Origin of the sequence: Pseudonocardia oceanicola, from assembly GCF_047200735.1 — a bacterium.
Lineage (GTDB): Bacteria > Actinomycetota > Actinomycetes > Mycobacteriales > Pseudonocardiaceae > Pseudonocardia.
This window is the reverse complement of record NZ_JBJZON010000002.1, coordinates 94,702-110,287: the sequence shown is the minus strand read 5'-3', so window position 1 is coordinate 110,287 and position 15,586 is coordinate 94,702. Positions and strand designations below refer to the sequence as shown.

General features: G+C 75.3%; 13 protein-coding genes. 9 read left to right on the top strand and 4 right to left on the bottom strand.

What is annotated here, in order from left to right; genetic code table 11:
* Positions 1–5: 5 nt before the first annotated feature.
* A complete protein-coding gene (locus ACL02T_RS04700) occupies positions 6–1,013 on the bottom strand; it encodes a DUF3027 domain-containing protein (protein ID WP_412829421.1) in 1,008 nt (335 codons plus the stop codon).
* Between the two features lie 83 nt (positions 1,014–1,096).
* Here ACL02T_RS04700 and ACL02T_RS04695 point away from each other — a divergent pair, with 83 nt between their 5' ends.
* The 3 genes from ACL02T_RS04695 (at position 1,097) to ACL02T_RS04685 (ending at position 4,375) form a co-directional block, all read left to right on the top strand.
* On the top strand, positions 1,097–1,888 hold the full coding sequence (locus ACL02T_RS04695) for a glutaminyl-peptide cyclotransferase (RefSeq protein WP_412829420.1): 792 nt from the start codon (positions 1,097–1,099) through the stop codon (positions 1,886–1,888).
* Positions 1,889–1,950: 62 nt separating this feature from the next.
* Entirely contained in the window at positions 1,951–3,879 is a 1,929-nt protein-coding gene (locus ACL02T_RS04690) for an MFS transporter (RefSeq protein ID WP_412829419.1), read from the top strand.
* A gap of 10 nt (positions 3,880–3,889) precedes the next feature.
* Positions 3,890–4,375 carry a DUF2771 family protein gene (locus ACL02T_RS04685; protein WP_412829418.1) on the top strand — a complete coding sequence of 162 codons (486 nt, stop codon included), beginning with the start codon at positions 3,890–3,892 and terminating at the stop codon, positions 4,373–4,375.
* 39 nt (positions 4,376–4,414) lie between these two features.
* Here ACL02T_RS04685 and ACL02T_RS04680 read toward each other — a convergent pair whose 3' ends face one another.
* A complete protein-coding gene (locus ACL02T_RS04680; protein WP_412829417.1) occupies positions 4,415–5,056 on the bottom strand; it encodes a class I SAM-dependent methyltransferase in 642 nt (213 codons plus the stop codon).
* Between the two features lie 286 nt (positions 5,057–5,342).
* On the opposite strand from ACL02T_RS04680, the gene ACL02T_RS04675 reads away from it, so the two are divergent.
* From ACL02T_RS04675 to ACL02T_RS04650, 6 genes are read left to right on the top strand one after another with little or no spacing between them, the layout of a single operon-like run.
* Positions 5,343–6,299, top strand: a complete 957-nt coding sequence (locus ACL02T_RS04675; RefSeq protein ID WP_412829416.1) for an NAD-dependent epimerase/dehydratase family protein — start codon at positions 5,343–5,345, stop codon at positions 6,297–6,299.
* Between the two features lie 4 nt (positions 6,300–6,303).
* Positions 6,304–8,328, top strand: coding sequence for a hypothetical protein (locus tag ACL02T_RS04670; RefSeq protein WP_412829415.1), 2,025 nt, complete (start codon positions 6,304–6,306; stop codon positions 8,326–8,328).
* Positions 8,325–10,226: a GT4 family glycosyltransferase PelF gene (pelF, locus tag ACL02T_RS04665; RefSeq protein ID WP_412829414.1), complete on the top strand. Its 1,902-nt coding sequence runs from the start codon at positions 8,325–8,327 to the stop codon at positions 10,224–10,226. Before ACL02T_RS04670 ends, pelF begins: the two co-directional genes overlap by 4 nt.
* Entirely contained in the window at positions 10,223–11,692 is a 1,470-nt protein-coding gene (locus ACL02T_RS04660) for a hypothetical protein (protein ID WP_412829413.1), read from the top strand. The genes pelF and ACL02T_RS04660 overlap by 4 nt, the downstream gene beginning before the upstream one ends.
* A complete protein-coding gene (locus ACL02T_RS04655) occupies positions 11,689–12,357 on the top strand; it encodes a spherulation-specific family 4 protein (RefSeq protein WP_412829412.1) in 669 nt (222 codons plus the stop codon). Before ACL02T_RS04660 ends, ACL02T_RS04655 begins: the two co-directional genes overlap by 4 nt.
* Entirely contained in the window at positions 12,354–13,184 is an 831-nt protein-coding gene (locus tag ACL02T_RS04650) for an endo alpha-1,4 polygalactosaminidase (RefSeq protein ID WP_412829411.1), read from the top strand. The genes ACL02T_RS04655 and ACL02T_RS04650 overlap by 4 nt, the downstream gene beginning before the upstream one ends.
* 59 nt (positions 13,185–13,243) lie before the next feature.
* Here ACL02T_RS04650 and ACL02T_RS04645 read toward each other — a convergent pair whose 3' ends face one another.
* Positions 13,244–13,630 carry a cold-shock protein gene (locus tag ACL02T_RS04645; protein ID WP_412829748.1) on the bottom strand — a complete coding sequence of 129 codons (387 nt, stop codon included), beginning with the start codon at positions 13,628–13,630 and terminating at the stop codon, positions 13,244–13,246.
* A 231-nt stretch (positions 13,631–13,861) separates the two neighbouring features.
* Positions 13,862–15,520: an AMP-binding protein gene (locus tag ACL02T_RS04640; protein ID WP_412829410.1), complete on the bottom strand. Its 1,659-nt coding sequence runs from the start codon at positions 15,518–15,520 to the stop codon at positions 13,862–13,864.
* Positions 15,521–15,586 lie beyond the last annotated feature (66 nt).

The following is a 15,586-nucleotide window of genomic DNA, read 5'->3' as shown; positions in this document are numbered from 1 at the left end:
GTCGGTCAGGAGGTCACGCCCTCGGTGCCCGCCGCGGCGACCGGCTCGTCCGGCGCCGCGACCTCCTCCACCGCCTCGTCCGAGTCGGTCACGGCGGCGGGGGCGGCCGGTGCCTCGGCCGCGTCGGCGACCGCGGCGGGCGCGTCCTCGGCGACGGGCGAGACGGGCTCGGGCTCCTCGCCGGCAGGCTCCACGTCCGCCACCGGGGCCGTGGCGGTGGGCACCCGCTCGAGGTCCGTCCCGTCGTCGTAGACCAGCGCGGCGACGTGCACCGGCGAGCCCTGCTCGACCTTCAGCTCCGAGTGCGCCCCGCACCCGAACTCCACCGAGACGGCCGAACCGTCGGCCGGCGCGTACTCGTTGGCGCACACGCCGAACCCGGCGCGCAGCGACCCGGCGAGCGGGGTGAAGAACCCGCAGGTCCCGCAGACCTCGGTGACGGCGCGGGCGAGGTCGGATCCCGGGCCGCGGGCGTCCCGCCAGCGCTCGGCGGCCTGGAGGCGGCCCTCCCGGCTGAGCACCCGGGTGCGGCCGAGCCCGACCTCGACGGCGACCTCCTCGACGGCCGGGTCGTCCGACTGCACGTAGGCGGGCACCAACCGGGAGTCGTCCGGCTCGGTGGGCAGCAGGTCGCCGGGGCCGAGGTCGCCGGGGCGGATCCGCTCCTGCCACGGCACCCAGGCCGGCGCGACCAGCGCCTCCGCGCCCGGGAGCAGCACGACCTCGCTGACGGTCACCGGCCCGTCGTCGACGGCGGCGAGCGTGACCGACCACCACCAGCCGTGGTACCCGGCGAGGTGCGCGGCGAAGTGGTGGCTCACCGAGACCTCGTCCTCGACCACGAACCCGAGGTGCTCGCCGACGGCGGCGGCGCCCGCACGCAGGCCGATGTCCGCCGACGCCTCCTCGACGGCGGCGGTGCGGGCCTGCTCGACCGCCCCGGCCGGCCGGCCGGGCACGGCGGGGGCGTCCGCCGGACTGGTCTCGGGGTCGATGCCGGTGATCGCGCTCATCCGGACGATTGTGCCACCCGCGCCCGGCGCGTCGGAGCACCGTCCACACCGATGCTCGGGGCCGTGCGGCAGGATCGCGGGCGATGAGCCGGGTGCTGCTGGGACTGGTCGCGGCGGTGACCGTCGTGGCGACGGGGGCCGCGGCCTGTGCGGCGCCCCCTGCCGCCGCGCTGGGGTCCGCCCCCGCCGTCCGTCCCGTGGTGCTGGCCGAGCTGCCGCACGACCCGACCGCCTTCACCCAGGGCCTGGAGCTGTCCCCCGACGACCCCGGCACGCTCTACGAGGGCACCGGGCTGGCGGGCCGCTCCGAGCTCCGCGAGCTCGACGCCGCCACGGGCGCCGTCCGCCGCGCGGTCCCGCTGCCGGGGAACCGGTTCGGCGAGGGGATCACCGTCGTCGGCCCGTCGATCTGGCAGCTGACCTGGCAGGACGGTGTGGCGCTGGAGTGGGACCGGGCCACCTTCACCCTCCGCCGCACGGTGCCCGTCGACGGGGAGGGCTGGGGGCTGTGTGCCCGACCCGGCCGGCTCGTCCGCTCGGACGGGACGGAGCGACTGCGCTTCCACGACCCCGTCACCTTCGCCGAGACGGGCTCGGTCGTGGTGACGCTCGACGGCGCGCCCGTGCCCGAGCTCAACGAGTTGGAGTGCGTCGACGGCGCGGTGTGGGCGAACGTGTGGCGCACCGACCGGATCGTCCGGATCGACCCCGCGACGGGTGTGGTGACCGCGGTCGTCGACGCGTCCGGGTTGCTGGACCCGGCCCGCCGGGCCGACACGGACGTGCTCAACGGCATCGCGCACCTCGGCGGGGACGAGTACCTCCTCACGGGCAAGCTCTGGCCCGCCGCCTTCCACGTCCGGGTACCCGGGTGACGTGACGCGCCCGCCATCCCGGAGAGGCCGCGGACCCGCGGTTCCCCGGGCAGAATGAGGGCATGGCGCGCGATCATCGGACCCCGCGGTTCGGCCGGCGCGCGCGCCGCTGGGCCACGGCCGACGGCGCGCCCCACCGCCGGCCCGCACCGGAGCCGGAGGCGGCGCGACCGGAGGGGGCCCGACCCGAGACGTCCCGACCCGACGGGGACCGGCCGGAACCGCCCCCGTACGTCCCGACCGTCCGGCGCCGCTACCCGTGGCACGACGACCCGGACTACGACCCGGCCGAGTACCACCGCGAGCCCGGTCCGGGGGCGACGCGGTTCGCCGAGTGGATCGAACAGGCTCGCCCGGCCGGCCCCGGGCCCTCGGAGGGACCGTGGACGGCGTCCGGCCAGGGCCCGGAGTCCGCCCGGGGTCCGCTCGGCCCCGACCAGACGTCCGACACCGCTCAGGCGTCCGGCCCCGACCAGGCGTCCGGCCGGGGCCCTCGGTCGGGCGAGCCGGGCGAGCCGGGCGAGCAGGCGCCTCCCCCGCCGCGGCTGCCGAAGAAACTCACCGTGACCCGGGTCGCCGCGCTGCGCAGCCGCCAGCTCACCGGGGCGGCGGTCGACACGTTCCGGCGCGCGGCCACGGCGGACGGCGCCGACCGCTCCGGCCTGACCTCCCTGACCTACGCCTCGATGATGGACTACGCGGTCGACGCCGCCGTGGCCGTCGCGCTGGCCAACACCCTCTTCTTCGCCGCGGCCACCGCGGAGAGCAAGACCAACGTCGCGCTGTACCTGCTGATCACCGTGGCGCCGTTCGCCGTGGTCGCCCCGGTGATCGGACCGCTGCTGGACCGGCTCCAGCGGGGCCGGCGCGCGGCGCTGGCCACGGCCATGCTCGGCCGGGCGGTGCTCGCCGTCGTCATGGCGCTGAACTACGACAACTGGATCCTCTATCCCGCCGCGCTCGGCGCGATGGTGCTCAGCAAGTCGTTCACCGTGCTCAAGGCCGCGGTGACCCCGCGGGTGCTGCCCGAGGGCATCACGCTGGCCACCACCAACTCCCGGCTGACCACGTTCGGCCTGATCGCCGGGGCGGTGTTCGGCGGGGTGGCCAGTGGGGTCGCGTACCTGTTCGGCTCGCCCGGCGCGCTCTACTACACCGCCGCGCTCGGCGTGGTCGGTGCGCTGCTGTGCAGCCGCATCCCGCGCTGGGTGGAGGTCACGGCCGGGGAGGTGCCGGCGCGGCTGCGCAGCACCCGCCGCCCGCGGCGGCGACCCGTCGGCCGCTCGGTGGTGGTCGCACTGTGGGCCAACGGGGCGGCCCGGGTGGTGACCGGGTTCCTCACCCTGTTCGTGGCCTTCGTCGTCAAGGAGCAGTCGCAGGGCGACGCGGCCCAACAGCTGTTCCTGATCGGCGTCGTCGGCGCGGCGGCCGGGGCCGGCTCCTTCCTGGGCAACGGCGTGGGCTCGCGCATCCACTTCGGGCGCGCGGAGGCGATGGTGATCGGCTGCGTGACGGCGGCCTGTGCCGCGGCCGCGGTGGCCGCGGTGCTCCCGGGCATCCTCACGGCCGCGGTCGTCGGCCTGGTCGGGGCCACCGGCAGCGCGCTGGCCAAGGTCTGCCTCGACGCGGTGATCCAGCGCGACCTGCCCGAGGAGTCGCGGGCGTCGGCCTTCGGGCGCTCCGAGACCGTGCTGCAGCTGGCCTGGGTGTCCGGCGGCGCACTCGGCGTACTGCTGCCGCACAGCGGGTTCCGCCTCGGGTTCGCCGTCCTGGCCGCGGTGGTGGCCGTCGTGGGGGTCCAGGCGGCGCTCGTGTGGCGCGGTCGCACGCTGGTGCCGGGCCTCGGCCTGCGCGAGCCGCTGCCCGAGCGCCGGACCGGCGCGGGCCGTCCCACCGGCCGGGACCACGGCGCCACCGGCGGGCCGTCCGGCCGGCCCGTCGACGCCGCCGCGTCCGAGGCCGGCCCGGGCGCCGGGCGGGCGGCTCCGTAGGCTGGACGGCGTGTCCCGGACCCGCCGGAGCCTGCTCGCCGCCCTCCCCCTCGCCGCCTGCCTCGTGCTGGCCGGGTGCGGGAGCGACTCCGAGCCGCAGGTCACGTGGTCCGCGGGCGAGGCCAGCGCGACGGTGGGCCCCGCCCAGTTCTGCGACCTCACGATGAAGGACTGCACCAACGACGAGGCCGCGCGGGCCCTGCTCCCCGTCCCGGCCGGCACCCCCGTCGAGGTGACCGTGCCCGACGAGGTCTCCGGGGCCCCCTGGTCGGTCGTCTTCTCCTACACCGGGCCGGACGGGCAGCGTACGGACGGGCGGAGCCCCGTGTTCGCCCCGGACGCGCGGACGAGCTACACGCTCACCCTGCCGGAGCCGGGCGACGTGCTGGGCACGGCCCAGGTCCAGCTGCTCGGTGCCGCGCCCGTCGCCGACCCCGGCACCGGCGAGATCGCGTTCCCGGCGCGCGCGACCTGGGTGCTCGTCGCCCACCAGTGAGCCGGGCTCCCCGCCGAGCCCGACGGCGCGGAGCGCGGATCAGGCGTCCTCGGCGGCCGCACGCCGGGGCCGGCGCGCGACCAGCACCGCCGCCGGCGGCAGGTTCCGCCACACGGTCGGCAGGACCGTCACCTCCCCGAAGCGGGCCTCGAAGGCGCGGCGCAGGTCCCGGACCCGGCCGGGCAGGGCGGTGCGGGTCACGACCGCCGTCGCGAGGCCCTCGGGGGCGAGGGAGGCCGCCACGGCGTCCAGGAGCGCGTCCCGCCGGCGCTGGGGCAGCAACGTCCACGGCAACGACGTGACGACGGCGTCGGCCCGGGTCAGACCGGCCTCGGCGAGCAGCGCCGGGAGCCGCTCGGCGTCGCCCTGCCGGACGTCGACGGCGGGCAGCCGGGCGGCCAGGTGCGCGGCCAGCACCTCGTCCAGCTCGATCGCCAGCAACCGCGACCCCGCCGGCAGGCGCTTGTGGATCCACGTGGTCAGCGCCCCGGTGCCCGCACCGAGTTCGACGACCGTCGGGCTGCCGGAGTCGGGCAGCAGGCTCGCGACCTGCGCGCCGAGCGGGCGGCCGGACGGCGCCGGCGAGCCGAACAGGTGCGGGCGACGGACCGCCCGGTACAGGAAGGCGCGGCCGGTCGCGCGGTCGTGGTGGGGTCTGGCCGGCCTGGTCCGGGAGGTCATACCCGGACATTCCCGTACCGGCACCGATCCCGCAGCGCGGAGCGGGTTTCGGAAGGCGTTCGCAGGCAGGTGCACCGATCGCACCGCTCGGTACACCCGTTCGGCCCTCCTGGCGACCGCCCCCTGTGACGTGCTGAGCCGAACGCACGACGAATGTACGGCCGGTCGGCCGCACTCCTCCCGGGTTCGTAACGGACCGCACTGATCGCTCGATACGGATTCAGAGGGCTGAACCGGTGAAATCGCGCATACCGGACAGCTGAGCCGAGCGACCCGGGGGGGATTCGTGGCCGCGTCAGCGCGTGCAGTGGTGGTGGGTGGAGCCGGCTTCATCGGCTCGTCGGTCGTGGAACGCCTGGCGTCGGGGGGCGCCGAGGTCCTCGTGGTCGACGACCTGAGCCGGGGACGCCCGGAGAACCTGAAGGGCCCGGGGGCCGGCGCCGAGCTGGCCGAGATCGACATCCGGGACGCCGACACGCTGCACCGCGCACTCGCCGCCTTCCGGCCCGAGGTCGTGTTCCACCTCGCCGCCCAGATCGACGTGCGGGCCTCCATGGCCGACCCGGCCGAGGACGCCTGGCGCAACGTCGTCGGCTCGGTCAACGTCTTCTCCGCCGCCCGGGCAGCCGGCGCCCGGCGGGTGGTCAACACCTCGACCGGCGGCGCGATCTACGGCCCCGACGCCCCGGTGCCGACACCCGAGACGGCCCCGACCGAGCCGCTGTCGGCCTACGGCCTCAGCAAGCGCACCGTCGAGACCTACGCCGACTGGTTCCGCCGGGCGAAGGGCCTCGACGTCGTCACCCTGCGGTACGGCAACGTCTACGGCGAGCGCCAGGACCCGAAGGGCGACGCCGGCGTGATCGCGATCTTCTGCGACGCCGTGCTCGCCGGCCGGCGCCCGACCGTGTTCGGCGACGGCTCCCAGACCCGCGACTTCGTCCACGTCGGCGACGTGGCCCGGGCGAACCTCGCCGCCGCCGAGGCCGAGGGCCCGCTCCGGCCCGTCTACAACGTCGGCACGGGGCGCGAGGTGAGCATCCGCGAGCTGATCGCCGCCGTCGCCCGGGCAGCCGGCGCGGACCCCGCGCTCGCGGAGCCGATCCTCGCCCCCGCGCGGGCCGGCGAGGTGCCGCGCAGCTGCCTCGACGTCCGCCGGGCCCGACAGGACCTCGGCCTGCCGGAGCCGACCCCCCTCGAGGAGGGGTTGCGCCACACCCTCGACTGGATGCGGAGCCTGTAGTCCGGTGTCCCTCGCAGTACCGCGGCGACCGCTCGGGCCCGCCGCCTCCGTCCTGCTGCTCGTGACCGTCCTGCTGCTGGCCGGCGCCGCCCCGGCCGCGGCCCGGCCCGTGGCGCCGGCGGGCGCCCGGGTCGACCTGCAGGTCCTCGTCGTGACCGACGGGTCCCGGGAGGTCGAGGCGTTCCACGACGCGCTCGACACGACCGGGGTGCCGGTGGAGGTCCTCGACCTGGCCGACCCCGCCCGGCCCCGGATCGACGCGGCCTTCCTGGCCGACCGGGTCGACGGCCGGCCGCGGGCGAAGTTCCAGGGCGTCGTGCTCCCCGGCCCGGCGCCGCAGCAGCTGGCCCCGGCGGAACTCACGGCCCTGCACGCCTACGAGCGTCGCTTCGACGTCCGGCAGATCTCCGCGCTCGCGACGGGCGGTCCCGCCGCCGGGACCGGCGAGCCCGGGTTCAGCGGCGCGCTCGACGGCCTGTCCGGCCGGCTGACCACCGACGCGCTCGGCGCCGAGTTCGGCTACGCCCGCGGCCCGGTCCCGTTCGAGGACCCCGGTCCGCACCCGGACAGCTGGGCCGAGGCCGGCCGGGCGTTGCCGGGCGTCCGGCCCCTGGTCACGGTGAACGCGCCCGGAGCGCCGCGCGGGCTCACCGTCGCCGGCATCCGCTCCGACGGCGGCCGCGAGGAGCTCGTGCTGACGGTCGGCTACCGGACGGGCGCATCGCAGTTCCAGGTGCTGGCGCCGGGCATGATCCGGTGGCTGACGCGCGGGGTCCACCTGGGCCTCGAGCGTGCGTGGTTCGCCGTGCACATCGACGACGTCCTGCTGCCCAACGCCCGGTGGGTGCCCGAGGCGAACTGCACGGCCGGCTCGGACTGCCCGCCGGAGGTCGGCCCGCGGCCGCTCATCCGGATGACCGCCGAGGACGTCGCCCACGCCGTGGACTGGCAGCGCCGCAACGACTTCCGGATGGACATGGTCTACAACGGCGCCGGCAGCGTCGCCGCCGCGCCCGGCGCCGTCGACCCGCTGACCGAGGCCCTGGTCGCCGCCAAGGGAGAGTTCGGCTGGATCAACCACACCTGGTCGCACCTCTACCTCGGCTGCATCCGGGACTTCTCCGTCACCCCGTGGCAGTGCGACGAGGTGCCGCTGTTCGGCTGGACCCGGTTCGTCGGCGAGAACACGATCGCCGAGGAGATCCGGCTGAACATCGACTTCGCCCGCCGGCACGGCCTGCCGATCGACGAGGCCGAGCTGGTCACCGGCGAGCACGGCGGGCTCGCGAAGCCGCCGCGGATGCCGGAGGACAACCCGAACCTGGCGGACGCACTCGACCGGACCGGCATTCTCACCCTGGCCTCCGACGCCTCCTCCGAGGCCGAGCAGCGGATGGTCGGGGGCGCGAACTCCGTGCCGCGGCACCCGATCAACCTCGACTTCAACACCGCGACCGAGGCCGAGACCGTCGACCAGTACAACTTCATCTCCACCTCGCTGGCCGACGGCGGCGACGGGACCTGCGAGGCCGACGGCAGCTGCATCCCGCCGGCCGACCCCGTGAGCGGCTTCCGGGACGTCGTCGTGCCGGCCGAGGCCGATCTCGCGCTGCGGCACGTCATGGCCAACGACCCGCGCCCGCACTACGTCCACCAACCGCAGCTCACCGAGGACCGCACGCTCTACCCGATCCTCGAGCGCGTCCTGGGCACCTACCGTTCGCTGTTCACCGAGGAGCGGCCGCTGCTGGTGCCGACGATGACCGCCACCCGGGACGTGCTCAACGGCCGGGCGGCCTTCGCCCGCGCGGTGGACGAGGGCCGCGTCGACGCCTACGTGGTCGACGGCGTGGTCACCGTGTCGAGCGACGGTCACGTCGACGTGCCGCTGACCGCCCCGCCCGGCACCCGCCTCGAGGGCGTCGCCGGCGACTTCGGGGACGCGTACGGCACCGTCCGCTCCGGCTGGTTCCCGGCGGACGGCCCGCGCACCCTCACCCTTCCCACCGCGAGCGAGGAGCAGCGATGAGGGTCTCCCTCGTCACCGAAGGCACCTACCCGATCCAGTCCGGCGGCGTGAGCGGCTGGTGCGAGCAGCTGATCCGCGGCCTGCCCGAGGTCTCGTTCGAGGTCGTGGCGCTGTCCGGCTCCGGGCGCGAGCCGGCCGTGTTCACGGTGCCGGAGAACGTGCGGGCGGTGCGCCGCATCGGCCTGTGGGCACCGCCGCCGCGCGCCCGCCGGGTGCCGCGGGCGCTCGCGTCGCGCTTCGCGATCGCCTACGAGGAGCTGCTCGAGGCGATGCTGGGCGAGGACGGGCCGCACTCCGCGCTCGCTTTCGAATCCGCGGTGCGGGCCCTGCACGCCCTCGCCGCGGAGACTCCGCTGGTCCCCCTGCTGCGCGGGCAGCGGGCCGTCGACCTGTTCGTCGACGCCTGGGACCGGCACCGGGCCGAGGCCGACACCGGGACGCTCTCGGTCGGCGACGCCCTCGCCGTCACCGAGCTGATGGAGCACTTCCTGCGCCCGCTGGCCCTGCCGGTGCTCGAGACCGACCTCGTCCACGCCACGGCCAACGGCCCGGGCGCGCTGATGGGGCTGCTCGCGAAATGGACCCACGGCACCCCCGTGTTGCTCTCCGAGCACGGCGTCTACCTGCGGGAACGCATGCTCGCGATCCGGCGCAGCGGCGACTCCCGGGCGGCGCGGGCGGCGCAGGTCCGGTTCTTCCTGCGGCTCACCGAGCTCTGCTACCGGCACACCGACCTCGTCGCGCCCGTCAGCGGGTTCAACGGCCGGTGGGCGCGGCGGGGCGGCGCGGCACCCGGGCGGGTCCGCACGATGCACAACGGCGTGGACCCCGCGGCACTGCCGCTGCTGACCGAGGAGCCGGCCGAGCCGACGCTCGCGTTCGTGGGCCGGATCGACCCGCTGAAGGACATCGAGCTGCTGGTCACGGCGTTCGCGCAGGTGCGGCGGGCCATGCCGGCGGCGCGCCTGCGACTGTTCGGCGGCGTCCCGGCCGGCAACGAGGACTACGCCCGGCGCTGCGAGGCCCGGGTGGCCGAGCTCGGTCTCACCGACGCCGTGACCTTCGAGGGACCGGTCTCCCCGGTGACGGAGGCGTTCCGGCGCGGCCACCTCGTCGTGCTGTCCAGCAGGTCGGAGGGGCTGCCGCTCACGATCATCGAGGCGGCGATGTCCGGACGCGCCACCGTGGCCACCGACGTCGGCGGCATGGCCGAGGCGGTCGGCGACGGCGGCCTGGTGGTGCCGGCCGGCGACGCCCCGGCCTTCGCCGCCGCGTGCATCCGGCTGCTGCGCGACCACGAGCTCCGCCACGAGCTCGCCGCGCGCGGCCGTGAGCGCGCACTCGAGCTGTTCACGCTGGAGCGGTTCGCCGAGAACTTCCGGTCCGTCTACGTCTCGCTCGCCCGGCGCCGCCCGCTGCCGGTCCGCGTCGGGGCGGGCGAGGAGCTGCCCGTCGGGCCCGCGGTGTCGGTGCGGCCCGCCGTGCGGCTCTCGGCGGCGACGCTCGTGCGGCCGGTCGAGGCCTCGGCCGGGCGGATCGACGCGGCCTCGGCGCCGGAGCCGGTCGAGGTCCCGACCTCGCGGATCGAGGCGGTCCCCGCGCCCGACCCGGTCGAGATCCCGGCCGCGCGGACCGGCACCGTCCCGGCGCGCGAGCCCGCGGAGGTCCCCACCAGCCGGATCGCGGCCGTCGTGCCGGAGTCCCTCGACCCGCCGACCACCCGGCTCGCGCGGGTCCCGCAACAGCTTGACCCGCCGACGTCGCGGCTCACCCCGGTCGCGCCACGGAACCGGATCCCGGGCCAGGCACCGCGCCCGGCGGGCAGGCCGCGCGGGCCGGTGCGGCCGTCGGCGCCCCGGCCCTCGGAGGAGCGGGTGCGGGTGGGTGAGGCCGGATGAGTCGCACCCCCTTCGTGCCCGGCCCGCGCCGGCCCGCGCTCTCGCCCGAGCTCGCGGACGCCGCGACCACCTCGACGCACCCCGCCGAGGTCGCCGTGACCCTGGAGAGCGTCGGGATCAACGACCGGGTCGCCCGGGAGCGGTTCGCCGCCCGGGACGTGTTCGCCCTCGCCGGGTACGCCGGCGTCGCCGCCGCGGGCCGGCCGCGCACCGAGCCGGAGGCGGACCCGCCACCCGCCGCAGGGGTGGCGCACGGCCCGGGTGCGAGCCGCTGGTTCCACGTCCGCGGGCTGCTGTACGCCGTCCCGGCGCTCGTCGCGCTGTCCCTGCTCCCGGCGGGGGACCACGTCGAGTCCGGCCTGCTGATCGGCGGCCTCGCCCTGAGCTGGGCGCTCGGTTACGGCGTCACCTACGTCGCCTGGTCCTACCTGGGTGCGCTCGACGTGCCCGCCGCCCACCGCTCCCTCCGCCGCGCCATCGCCGCCGGCACCGCGGCGGCCACGGTGGTCGCCGTCGTCGCCGTGTTCGGGTCGCTGGTCTGGACGATGACCATGCAGGTCACCCTCGGGACGGTGGCCCTGCTGGTCGGGCAGACGGTCTACCTGCTCTCCGCAGCCACGCTCCTGATGACCGGCAGCGAGGCGCGGCTGCTGGTCGCCCTCACGCCCGCGGGGATCGGTGCGCTGATCAACGCCGTCGACGGCGAGATCGCGGCCCCCCTCGCCGGCCCGAGCGAGCCCGGGCGCGGCTGGGAGCTGGGCTGGCTGGCCGCGACCGTGCTGCTGGCGCTGGTGTTCGCCGTGCAGGCCACCCGCCGGGCGGCGCCACCGCGTCAGCCGCTGCCCCGCACGACCTACCTCGACGCGGTCCTGCAGGTGGCGTACGGGCTGATGGTGGCGGTGCTGGTGCTGTACCCGGCGCTGTTCGAGCTCACCGTCCGCAACTACGACTCGCTGCCGCTCTCGGTCACGCTCGCCGCGCTGCCGCTGGTGCTCGGGATGGGCGTGGCGGAGACCCTGCTGCGCGACCACCGGGCGGCCGCCGCCCGGCTGCTCGCCGGGTCCCGCACGACCGCCGAGTTCGCCGGCCGCATGCGCCGGGCCATGCTGCGCGCCCACCTGCAGTTCACCGCGGCGCTCGCCCTGATCACGGTGGCGCTGGGCGGGCTCGGCGCGGCCCTGTTCGACCTCGAGGACATCCGCTACGTGGTCCTCGGCGTGGACTACCTGATCCTCGGCACGGCGGTATTCTCCGGGATGGTCCTCAACCTGCTCGGCCGCCTCGAGACGGTGCTGAAGACCGCGGGCGGGGCGGTCGCCGCCCTGCTCGTCTTCCAGGTCGTGGCCGACCACCGCGTCGACGACCTCACCGCGATCCTCTGGCAGGGCGCCGTCTCGACGGTCCTGCTGGTGCTGCACGCGTTCCTGGTCCGCCGGCACGCCGGCACGCCGGTCCACCACCGGTGAACGGCAGCGACGGGGTGCCCGCCTACTTCCACCCCGACCGGGAGGCCGCCGACTGGGCCGTCCTCACGGCCGGGGCCCGGGCCGGCACGGTCGACATCGTCGTGATCAATCCGGCCTCCGGTGCCGGCTCCGGCGCGGACCCGGCGTACCGGCGCGCCTGCGCCGGTTTGGCCGGGACCGGGGTGGTGGTGGCCGGGTACGTCGACACGGCGTACGGCACCCGGTCCGCCGGCGAGATCGTCGCCGAGGCGCGCGCCTACACGCAGCGGTACGGCGTGCGGGGGGTCTTCGCCGACCAGGTCCCCTCCGGCCACGACCACCTGCCGGCCTACGCCGCGCTCGCCGCCCGCCTGCGTGCGGCGGGCTGCGGGCCGCTGCTGATCAACCCCGGGGTCCGCCCGGACGAGAGGTACCTGGAGATCGCCGACGTGGTCGTCACCTTCGAGGGGACCTGGGAGGCCTACCGCGCGCAGCGGCCGGTCGAGACCGGTACCGGCCGGGCCCGCACGTGGCACCTGGTGCACGGGACGCCCGAGGGGATGATCGAGGACACCCGGGAGTGGGTACGTGCGGCCGGGGCCGACCACGGCTACGTCACCGACCGTAGGCTCCCGAACCCGTGGGACGGGTTGCCCCGGGCCGCCGGATCGACGGTCCGCGCGTGACCGCGCCGGGGCCCGACGGAGGAGGGGCGCAACCGGTGCGGGGTGTGCGCAGGCTCGCGGGCATCGCGGCCACCGTTGCCGTGTCCGCGGCCTGCTCGCTCGGCTCCGGGCCGGCGGCGACCCACGAGTCCGCCGACGGTGCGGACACCCGCTGGCAGTACCAGCTGCAGGGACCGGTCGACACCTCCGTGCCGGCCGGCACCTTCGTCGTCGACCTCTTCGACACCCCGGAGCCCGTCGTCGAGGAACTGAGGGCGAGCGGGCGGACGGTGATCTGCTACGTCAACGTCGGCGCCTCGGAGGACTGGCGTCCCGACTCCGCCGCGCTGCCGGCCGAGGTCCGCGGCAACGAGCTCGAGGACTGGCCCGGCGAGTTCTGGTACGACGTCCGCCGCACGGACCTGCTCGGGCCCTTCCTCGCGAGCCGCTTCGACCTCTGTCGCGACAAGGGGTTCGACGGCGTCGAGGCCGACAACGTCGACGGCTGGACCAACGACTCCGGCTTCGACCTGACCGCGCAGGACCAGCTGACCTACAACCGGCTCGTCGCCCGGCTGGCCCACGAGCGCTCGCTGAGCATCGGGTTGAAGAACGACCTCGACCAGGTGGCGGAGCTGGAGCCGGACTTCGACTTCGCCGTGAACGAGCAGTGCGCCGAGTACGACGAGTGCGCCCGGCTCGAGCCGTTCGTCCGGGCCGGCAAGCCGGTCCTGCACGTGGAGTACGACCTCGAGACCTCGGCCTTCTGCGCGGAGACCACGGCCATGGGGTTCGAGTCGATCCGCAAGCCCCGCGACCTCACGGCCCCCCGCGAGCCCTGCCCCTGAGCGCTCCCCGCCCGGGCACGGGAAGTGGTGCTCCGAGCACCGCTTCCCGCGCACGGCGGTCAGCCGTCCAGGTCCCTGGCCACCGCCCGAACCACCTCGGCCGCGAGCTTGCACGTCTTGCGGTCGGGGTAGCGGCCGCGGCGCAGGTCCGGTTGCACGCGCGCGTCCAGCAGCTTGATCATGTCCTCGATGAGGCCGTGCAGCTCCTCGGCCGGGCGGCGCTTGGCCTCGACGACGGAGTGCTGCGTCTCGACCAGGCGCACGGACAGCGCCTGCGGCCCGCGCCGGCCCTCGGCCATGCCGAACTCGACCCGCTGCCCGGCCTTGAGCGCGTCGACGCCCGGAGGCAACGAGGCCTTGCGGACGTAGACGTCCTCGCCCCCGTCCTGGGAGAGGAACCCGAACCCCTTCTCGGCGTCGTACCACTTGACCCTGCCGGTCGGCACCCTGCTCACCCGTTCCTCGTTCGGTACCGCACATCCCGCCGTACGCGCCGCGCACGACGAACGCGCCCCGGGTTCCCTGGTCCGCCGCACACGGATGGTGGGCTCGCCGAGCGACACCGGGACGCGCTACGTCACAGCCTAGTCGCGCAAACCGTGCGGCGCACCGTCCTTCGCCGCCCCACCCTGTGACTGGCGATGGCGCCATGGCAGCCGTCGCCACTCACGACGACGTCAGGCGTTGCGCACGGACGCCGCGTCCCGGAGGTCGAGGATGTCCACGGACTTCTCGCGCATCTCGACCTTGCGGACCTTGCCGGTCACGGTCATGGGGAACTCGTCGACGACCAGCACGTAGCGGGGGATCTTGTAGTGCGCCAGCTTGCCGCTGGCGAACTCGCGCAGCGACTCGGCGGTGACCTGGGCGCCCTCGCGCACCTGGACCCAGGCGCAGAGCTCCTCGCCGTACCTGACGTCCGGGACCCCGACGACCTGGGCGTCCAGGATGTCGGGGTGGGTGTAGAGGAACTCCTCGATCTCGCGGGGGTAGATGTTCTCCCCGCCCCGGATGACCATGTCCTTGATCCGCCCGGTGATGTTGACGTACCCGTCGGCGTCCATCACCCCGAGGTCCCCGGTGTGCATCCAGCGCGCCGCGTCGATCGCCTCGGCGGTCTTGGCCGGCTCGTCCCAGTAGCCCAGCATCACCGAGTACCCGCGCGTACACAGCTCCCCGGGCTCCCCGCGCGGGACCGTCAGCCCGGTGTCCGGATCCACGATCTTGATCTCCAGGTGCGGGTGCACGCGGCCGACGGTCGACACGCGAAGCTCGAGCGAGTCGTCCGCGCGGGTCTGCATCGACACCGGGGACGTCTCGGTCATCCCGTAGCAGATCGTGACCTCCTCCATGCCCATCCGGGAGACGACCTGCTTCATCACCTCCACCGGACACGGCGACCCGGCCATGATCCCCGTCCGCAGGCTCGACAGCTCGTAGGACTCGAAGTCGGGGTGGTTGAGCTCGGCGATGAACATCGTGGGCACCCCGTACAAGGACGTGCACCGCTCGGCCGCGACCGCGTCCAGGGTCGCCTTCGGGTCGAACCCCTGCGCCGGGATCACCATCGTCGCCCCGTGGGAGGTGCAGGCCAGGTTGCCCATCACCATCCCGAAGCAGTGGTAGAACGGCACCGGGATGCACACCCGGTCCGCCGGGGTGTAGCCGCAGAGCCGCCCCACGAAGTAGCCGTTGTTCAGGATGTTGTGGTGGCTCAGGGTGGCGCCCTTGGGGAAGCCCGTCGTCCCGGACGTGTACTGGATGTTGATCGGGTCGTCCGGGGACAACCCCGCCTGCGCCTGCGCCAACCGGTCCGCGTCGGCGCCGCGACCGGCTTCCAGCAGCCCGTCCCACTCGCCCGACCCGATCAGCACCACCGCGTGCAGGTCCGGACAGTTCCCGCGCACGTCCTCGATCATCGCCGCGTAGTCGGAGGTCTTGAACTCCCGCGCCGCGACCAGCAGCGAGATCCCGGCCTGCTTGAGCACGTACTCCAACTCGTGGGTCCGGTACGACGGGTTGATGTTGACCAGGATCGCGCCGATCTTCGCCGTCGCGTACTGCAACAACGTCCACTCCGCCATGTTCGGCGCCCAGATCCCGACCCGGTCACCCTTGGCGACACCGTCGGCCAACAGGCCCAGGGCGAGGGCGTCGACGTCCGCGCGCAGCTCGGCGTAGGTCCAGCGACGCCCCGTCGCGACCTCCACCAGGGCCTCCCGCCCCGGGTCGGCCGCGACGGTGCGGTCGAGGTTGTCCCCGATCGTGTCCCCCCACAACGGGACGTCCGCGATTCCGGAGGCGTACGACGGCAGCGCGGGGGTGGAGGTGGTCACCTGCGTCCTCCTTGTGAGGTGCGAGCGGCGCAGCGGTGCGCCCGGTCACGTGATCCACGGCCCATC